The following is a 6096-nucleotide window of genomic DNA, read 5'->3' as shown; positions in this document are numbered from 1 at the left end:
GCGGTGGGCCGCGAGATGCTGACCGAGCCGGTCGAGCCGTTGCCCGGGGTGGAGGACGCGCTCTCCGAGCTTTCGAAATCCTATCGCCTGGTGCTGATCACCAAGGGCGATCTGCTGCACCAGGAACAGAAGCTGGCGGCTTCCGGGTTGGGCGACCTCTTCGCCGCCGTGGAGATCGTCAGAGAGAAGGACGCCTCGACCTATGCCCGGGTGTTTGAGCGCCATGGGACCGGGGCGGGGCAGGGGGTCATGTGCGGCAACTCCATGCGCTCCGACATCCTGCCCGCCATCGAGGCCGGCGCCTGGGCCGCCCATGTGCCCTATCCGCTGACCTGGGCCCACGAGATCGCCGAGGCGCCCGTGGGGCACGAACGGTTTGTCGAACTGGCCTCGATCCGCGACCTGCCGGCCTGGGTGTCTGGGATCGCCTGAATTTCTTCTCGGGCCATGTCACAGGGCTAAGCTCCGCGCCGTCCTAGAGGCGAAGTCGGAGAAAACCCATGTCCCGCATCGTTGCGTTGGCGCTCGCGGTCATCCTGGTCGGCAACGGCCTGGCCATGCTGTTCGCGTCGTTCTGGTGGTACAACGCCGTGCCGGGCGTGACGGCGACCGGCGCGTTCAATCCACACTTCGTCAGAGACATTGGCGCGGCCTATCTGGTCGCCGGCCTGGGCGCAGCCTGGTTCCTGTGGCGGCCGGTCCAGGGGTGGCCTGCGCTGGTGGCCGGAGCCCTATTCCTGCTGCTCCACGCGGCCATCCATGTCTTCGACGCAAGCTGTTCGGCCAATCCGCTGGCCGACGTCATCCGCGATCTTCCCGGCGTCTACCTGACCGCGCTCGCCGCGGTCTGGCTGGCGATCGCCCACAGACCAGGACGCTGACCATGCTGAAAGCCTTCCTCCTCCGCCAGGTCGACGCGCTGGAGCGCCGTTGGACCTATGACGCGAACTACATGCGTCACATGATCCAGGTCCGACCGTTGAGCGGCCTCAAGTTCGGTCTGGGAACCCAGGCGATGAACCGCGCAGACGCCCCTGCCGAGGCCCTGGCCGCGGCGGGCCTGGTCGGCACGCTCGGCGAGGACTGCGGTCCCTGCACCCAGATCTCCGTGGACATGGCCGCGGCGGGCGGGGTCGACCCCAAGATCCTGCGCGCCATCCTGGCGGGCGATGCGGCGGCCATGGGCGAGACCGCCGCCCTGGCCTGGCGCTTCTGCCGCGCCAGCCTGGCCCGTGACATGGAGGCTGCCGATCCCCTGCGCGACGAGATCGTCCGGCGCTGGGGCGACAAGGGCTTGCTGGCCATCGGCCTTACGCTCACCGCGGCGCGGATGTATCCCACTCTGAAATACGCCCTGGGCCACGGCCGCGCCTGTTCGCGGGTGACGGTCGCGGGCGAGCCCGCCCCCCTGCATCTGGCGGCCTGAGTGGGAACGAGCGTGATCCCGACCGGCGACATAGAGGCCTTCGAGGCCCAGCGCCCGCGCCTGACGCGGTTGGCCTACCGCATGCTGGGCTCGGTGGCCGAGGCCGAGGACGCGGTGCAGGACGCCTGGCTGCGCTGGGTCAAGGCGGAGGGGGTCGAAGACGCCGCCGGCTGGCTGGTGCGGGTGACCTCGCGCCTCTGCATCGACCGGATGCGCTCGGCCAAGGCGCGGCGGGAGACCTATCGCGGCCCCTGGCTGCCTGAGCCGCTGATCGAGGAACTCACCGTCGATCCGGTCGAGCGGGCCGAGGATGTGTCGGTGGCCTTCCTGCTGGCCCTGGAGCGGCTGTCGCCTCTGGAGCGGGCGGTGTTCCTGCTGCACGACGTGTTCGACGAAGACTATGAGTCCGTGGCCGAAACCCTGGGCCGCAACGAGGCCGCGGTGCGCCAGCTCGCCGCCCGGGCCCGCGCCCACGTCAAGGACAACCGCCCCCGCTTCACCGTGAGTCAGGAGGACGCCGCCAAGCTGGCCGCCGCCTTCATGGCCGCGGCGGCCCAGGGCGACATGGCCGCCCTGTCGGCGATCCTGGCGCAGGACGCGGTCATGGTCACCGACGGCGGCGGCAAGCGGAAGGCGTCCCTGCGCCCGCTTATCGGCCGCGAGGACATCGTGCGGCTGATCGAGGGCCTGGCCTGGCGTCACAAGGGCGAGGCCTTCCCCATGACCTTCCGCGCCGTCCGCATCAACGGCTATCCGGGCGTGATCCTGGAGGACGAGGGCGGCCCGATGACCGTGGCGTTCCAGCCCGGCGACGACGGCAAGCTGGCCGGCATCTACCTGGTCCGCAATCCGGAGAAGCTGGGGCGCCTGCAAAGCTGAGCAGGGTCGGCTATGCTCAGGCCGTGCGCTTCGACGAACACTTCCTCGACGAGATCAAATCCCGGCTCCGCCCCTCCGATGTGATCGGGCGGACCGTGAAGCTGCGCCGGCAAGGGCGCGAGTTCGTCGGGCTGTCGCCGTTCAACAAGGAGAAGACCCCGTCGTTCTACGTCAACGACGACAAGGGCCAGTTCTTCGACTTTTCCTCCGGCAAGAACGGCGACCTGATCACCTTCCTGCAGGAGACCGAGCGGCTGACCTTCATGGAGGCGGTCGAGCGTCTCGCCGCCGAGGCGGGCCTCACCATGCCCGTCGCCGACCCCCGCGCGGCCGAGCAGGAAAAGCAGCGCCAGGGCTTGGCCGACTGGCTGGAACTGGCCGCCCAGTGGTTCGAGGCCGCCCTGCGACGCCCGGAAGGCCGGGAGGCCCGCGACTACCTGGAGAAGCGCGGCCTGCCGGAGAGCGAGTGGGGTCGATTCCGCCTGGGCTTTTCTCCCGCCAGCCGCACCGCGCTGAAGGACTATCTCATCGCCAAGGGCGCCAAGCCGCCGGAGTTGGTCGAGAGCGGCATGCTGATCGCGCCGGAGGATGGCGGCGCGCCCTATGACCGCTTTCGCGACAGGATCATCTTTCCGATCGCCGACGCGCGGGGGCGCGTGCTGTCGTTCGGCGGCCGGGCGATGGATCCACAGGCTCGCGCCAAGTACCTGAATGGCCCGGAGAGCCCGCTCTTCCACAAGGGCGCCTCGCTCTACGGCTTGGCGGAAGCGCGCAAGATCCTGGCGTCCGCGCCCGGCGCCGAGACGCCGCCTCTGGTGGTGGTCGAGGGTTACATGGACGCCATCGCCTGCCAGCGCGCCGGGATCGCCGGCGTCGCGCCGCTGGGCACCGCGCTCACTGAGGATCAGATGGAGATGCTATGGCGGCTGCATCCCGAGCCGACCCTGTGTTTCGACGGCGACCGGGCGGGCCGTCAGGCGGCCTCTCGGGCCATCGATCGTGCGCTGCCGATGCTCAAGCCTGGCAAGAGTTTCCGATTCGCCCTGGTCGATGGCGCCAAGGATCCCGACGAAGTGCTGCGCGAGCAGGGGGCGTCCGCCCTGCGAGCCCAATTGTCGCAGACAACGCCGTTCGTCGATGCGCTGTTCACCCGCGAGCGCGATCAGGAACCGCTGGACACGCCCGAGCGACGGGCGGGTTTGAAGGCGCGACTGCGTCAGCTCGCCGGGACGATCGCCGACAAGGATTTGCAGCAGGCCTACCGCGAAGACCTGCTGCAACGCCTGGACGCACTCTCGCCGCGCGCGCAGCAGGGCCAGGGCCAAAACGCCCGCCAAGGCCGTGGAAATTTCAATCAATCAAAGAGTTGGCGGGGCGGTGGCCCGGCCTGGATCGATCCTGCGCCCACCGCCATGGGTCGCGCGGCGGCCCAGCGCCTAGCCCGTTCGCTGGAGCCCATCGCCGCGGCCATGGCGGCTCATACCCTGGTCGATCCCGCTGTGCTCGACGACCATCTGGAGGACGATTTCGCCGCCCAGGGGTTCGGCGATCCGGGGCTGGTGGAATTGACGAGGGAAATCATTCGGTTCCGTTTGGAGACCGATCACCTTGACTCAGCGTCTCTTGCACGCCATCTCGCGTCTTGCGGGTTTACCGCGCTCTTGAAAGACATCGACCAGGCCGCTGCGAAATCGGGCGCGCCTATCATGAAATCGGATGTCTCCCTCGATAGTGCGAAATCCCAGTGGTCGCATGCCTTCGCAGGCCTTTCGAGGCTCGCGGCGCTCGACGAGGCTATAACGTCCGCAAAGGGGAACCTGAGCGGCCGTTCCGATATGGAAGCCCTCGAACGTCTTAAAGGCGAGCGCGACGCACTGAAACGCGCGATCAGAACGGGAACGATTTGGGCGGGTGACGGGTCGTAGTGATATCGATCCTGGCCGAGCCGCAATTAACCATCTTCGGCCCGAACCTTGCAGGGGGTTCGGTTCGCCGAAATCGGAGATTTAGATGAGCACCAATACGGCCGAAGCGGAAACGACCGAGACCACGGGCGGCGACGGGCCGCTGCTCGACCTCACCGACGCCGGCGTCAAGAAGTTCATCAAGCAGGCGAAGGCCCGCGGCTACGTCACGATGGACGAGCTGAACAAGGTGCTGCCGTCCGAGGAAGTGACTTCGGAAGCCATCGAAGACACCTTGGCCATGCTGTCGGAGATGGGCGTCAACGTCGTTGAAGCCGAGGAAGACGCCGAGGGCGGCGAGGTCGCCGTGCGCGAGGAGACGGCGGTCATCGAGACCGCCAAGGAACCCGCCTACGACCGCACCGACGACCCCGTGCGCATGTATCTGCGTGAGATGGGCTCGGTGGAGCTGCTGTCGCGCGAGGGCGAAATCGCCATCGCCAAGCGTATCGAGGCCGGCCGCGACACCATGATCCGGGGGCTGTGCGAGAGCGCCCTGACCTTCGAAGCCATCATGGTCTGGCGCGAGGAGCTGGGTACTGGCCGCATCCTGTTGCGCGAGGTCATCGACCTCGAACAGACCTACGGCGGCATCAACGCCGCGGCCGCCGCCGAGGCGCTGGCCAACGCGCCGCCCGAGGAGGAGAAGGTCGAGGAAGCCGAGGTCACCGCCGACGGTGAGGCCATCGCCAAGGGCGAGAGCGACGACGACGACGACTTCGACGACGGCGCCGGTCCCACCATCAGCGCCATGGAAGCCGAACTGCGCGACGGGGTCATGGAGACCCTGGACGCCATCGCCCTCGAGTTCGACGCGTTCCGTGCCCTGCAGGAGAAGCTGGTCGGCAAACGCCTGAAGGGCGAAGACCTCTCCGACGCCGACCGCAAGGCCTACAACACCGCCTCTCTGGCCATCGTCCAGCACCTGAAGACGCTGAAGCTCAACAACAACCGCATCGAGGCGCTGGTCGAGCAGCTCTATGCGATCAACAAGCGTCTGATGGGCCTGGAAGGCCGGCTGCTGCGCCTGGCCGACAGCTACGGCATCTCACGCACGGAGTTCCTCAAAGCCTATTTCGGCCAGGAACTGTCGCCCAACTGGTCCGACCAGGTGAAGCCGCTGGGCGTGCGCTGGACCAAGTTCGTCGAGAACGACGCCAGTCAGGTCGGCGACATCCGCCACGAGATCGCCGCCCTGGCCACCGAGACCGGCGTGCCGATCGACGACTATCGTCGCATCGTACAGACCGTCCAGAAAGGCGAGCGCGAGGCCCGTCAGGCCAAGAAGGAAATGGTCGAGGCCAACCTGCGTCTGGTGATCTCCATCGCCAAGAAGTACACGAACCGCGGCCTGCAATTCCTTGATCTTATTCAGGAAGGCAATATTGGCCTGATGAAGGCGGTGGACAAGTTCGAGTACCGCCGCGGCTACAAGTTCTCCACCTACGCCACCTGGTGGATCCGTCAGGCGATCACCCGCTCCATCGCCGACCAGGCCCGGACGATCCGCATCCCTGTGCACATGATCGAGACGATCAACAAGATCGTCCGCACCAGCCGCCAGATGCTGCACGAGATCGGCCGCGAGCCAACCCCGGAGGAACTGGCCGAGAAGCTGGCCATGCCGCTGGAAAAGGTCCGCAAGGTCCTGAAGATCGCCAAGGAGCCGATCTCCCTGGAAACCCCCATCGGTGACGAGGAAGACAGCCACCTGGGCGACTTCATCGAGGACAAGAACGCGATCCTGCCCATCGACGCGGCCATCCAGTCGAACCTGCGCGAGACCACCACCCGCGTGCTGGCGTCGTTGACGCCGCGCGAGGAACG

The 6096-nt window shown here is 67.3% G+C and carries 6 protein-coding genes; all 6 read left to right on the top strand.

What is annotated here, in order from left to right; genetic code table 11:
- A partial coding sequence (locus RMO04_RS00055; RefSeq protein WP_309642756.1) for an HAD family hydrolase occupies positions 1-432 on the top strand: 432 nt, incomplete at its 5' end.
- Between the two features lie 68 nt (positions 433-500).
- Positions 501-881, top strand: coding sequence for a hypothetical protein (locus tag RMO04_RS00050; RefSeq protein ID WP_309642755.1), 381 nt, complete (start codon positions 501-503; stop codon positions 879-881).
- Positions 882-883: 2 nt separating this feature from the next.
- Positions 884-1426: a hypothetical protein gene (locus tag RMO04_RS00045; RefSeq protein ID WP_309642754.1), complete on the top strand. Its 543-nt coding sequence runs from the start codon at positions 884-886 to the stop codon at positions 1424-1426.
- Between the two features lie 12 nt (positions 1427-1438).
- Complete coding sequence (gene sigJ, locus RMO04_RS00040; protein WP_309642753.1) at positions 1439-2305, top strand: RNA polymerase sigma factor SigJ; 867 nt, start codon at positions 1439-1441, stop codon at positions 2303-2305.
- A 23-nt stretch (positions 2306-2328) separates the two neighbouring features.
- Complete coding sequence (gene dnaG, locus RMO04_RS00035) at positions 2329-4230, top strand: DNA primase (protein ID WP_309642752.1); 1902 nt, start codon at positions 2329-2331, stop codon at positions 4228-4230.
- Positions 4231-4315: 85 nt separating this feature from the next.
- On the top strand, positions 4316-6096 hold a 1781-nt coding region (gene rpoD, locus RMO04_RS00030), incomplete at its 3' end, for an RNA polymerase sigma factor RpoD (protein WP_309642751.1).

The organism is Phenylobacterium sp. (assembly GCF_031412415.1).
GTDB lineage: Bacteria > Pseudomonadota > Alphaproteobacteria > Caulobacterales > Caulobacteraceae > Phenylobacterium.
The sequence above is the reverse complement of the archived record's forward strand: the minus strand, read 5'-3'. Positions and strand labels throughout refer to the sequence as shown.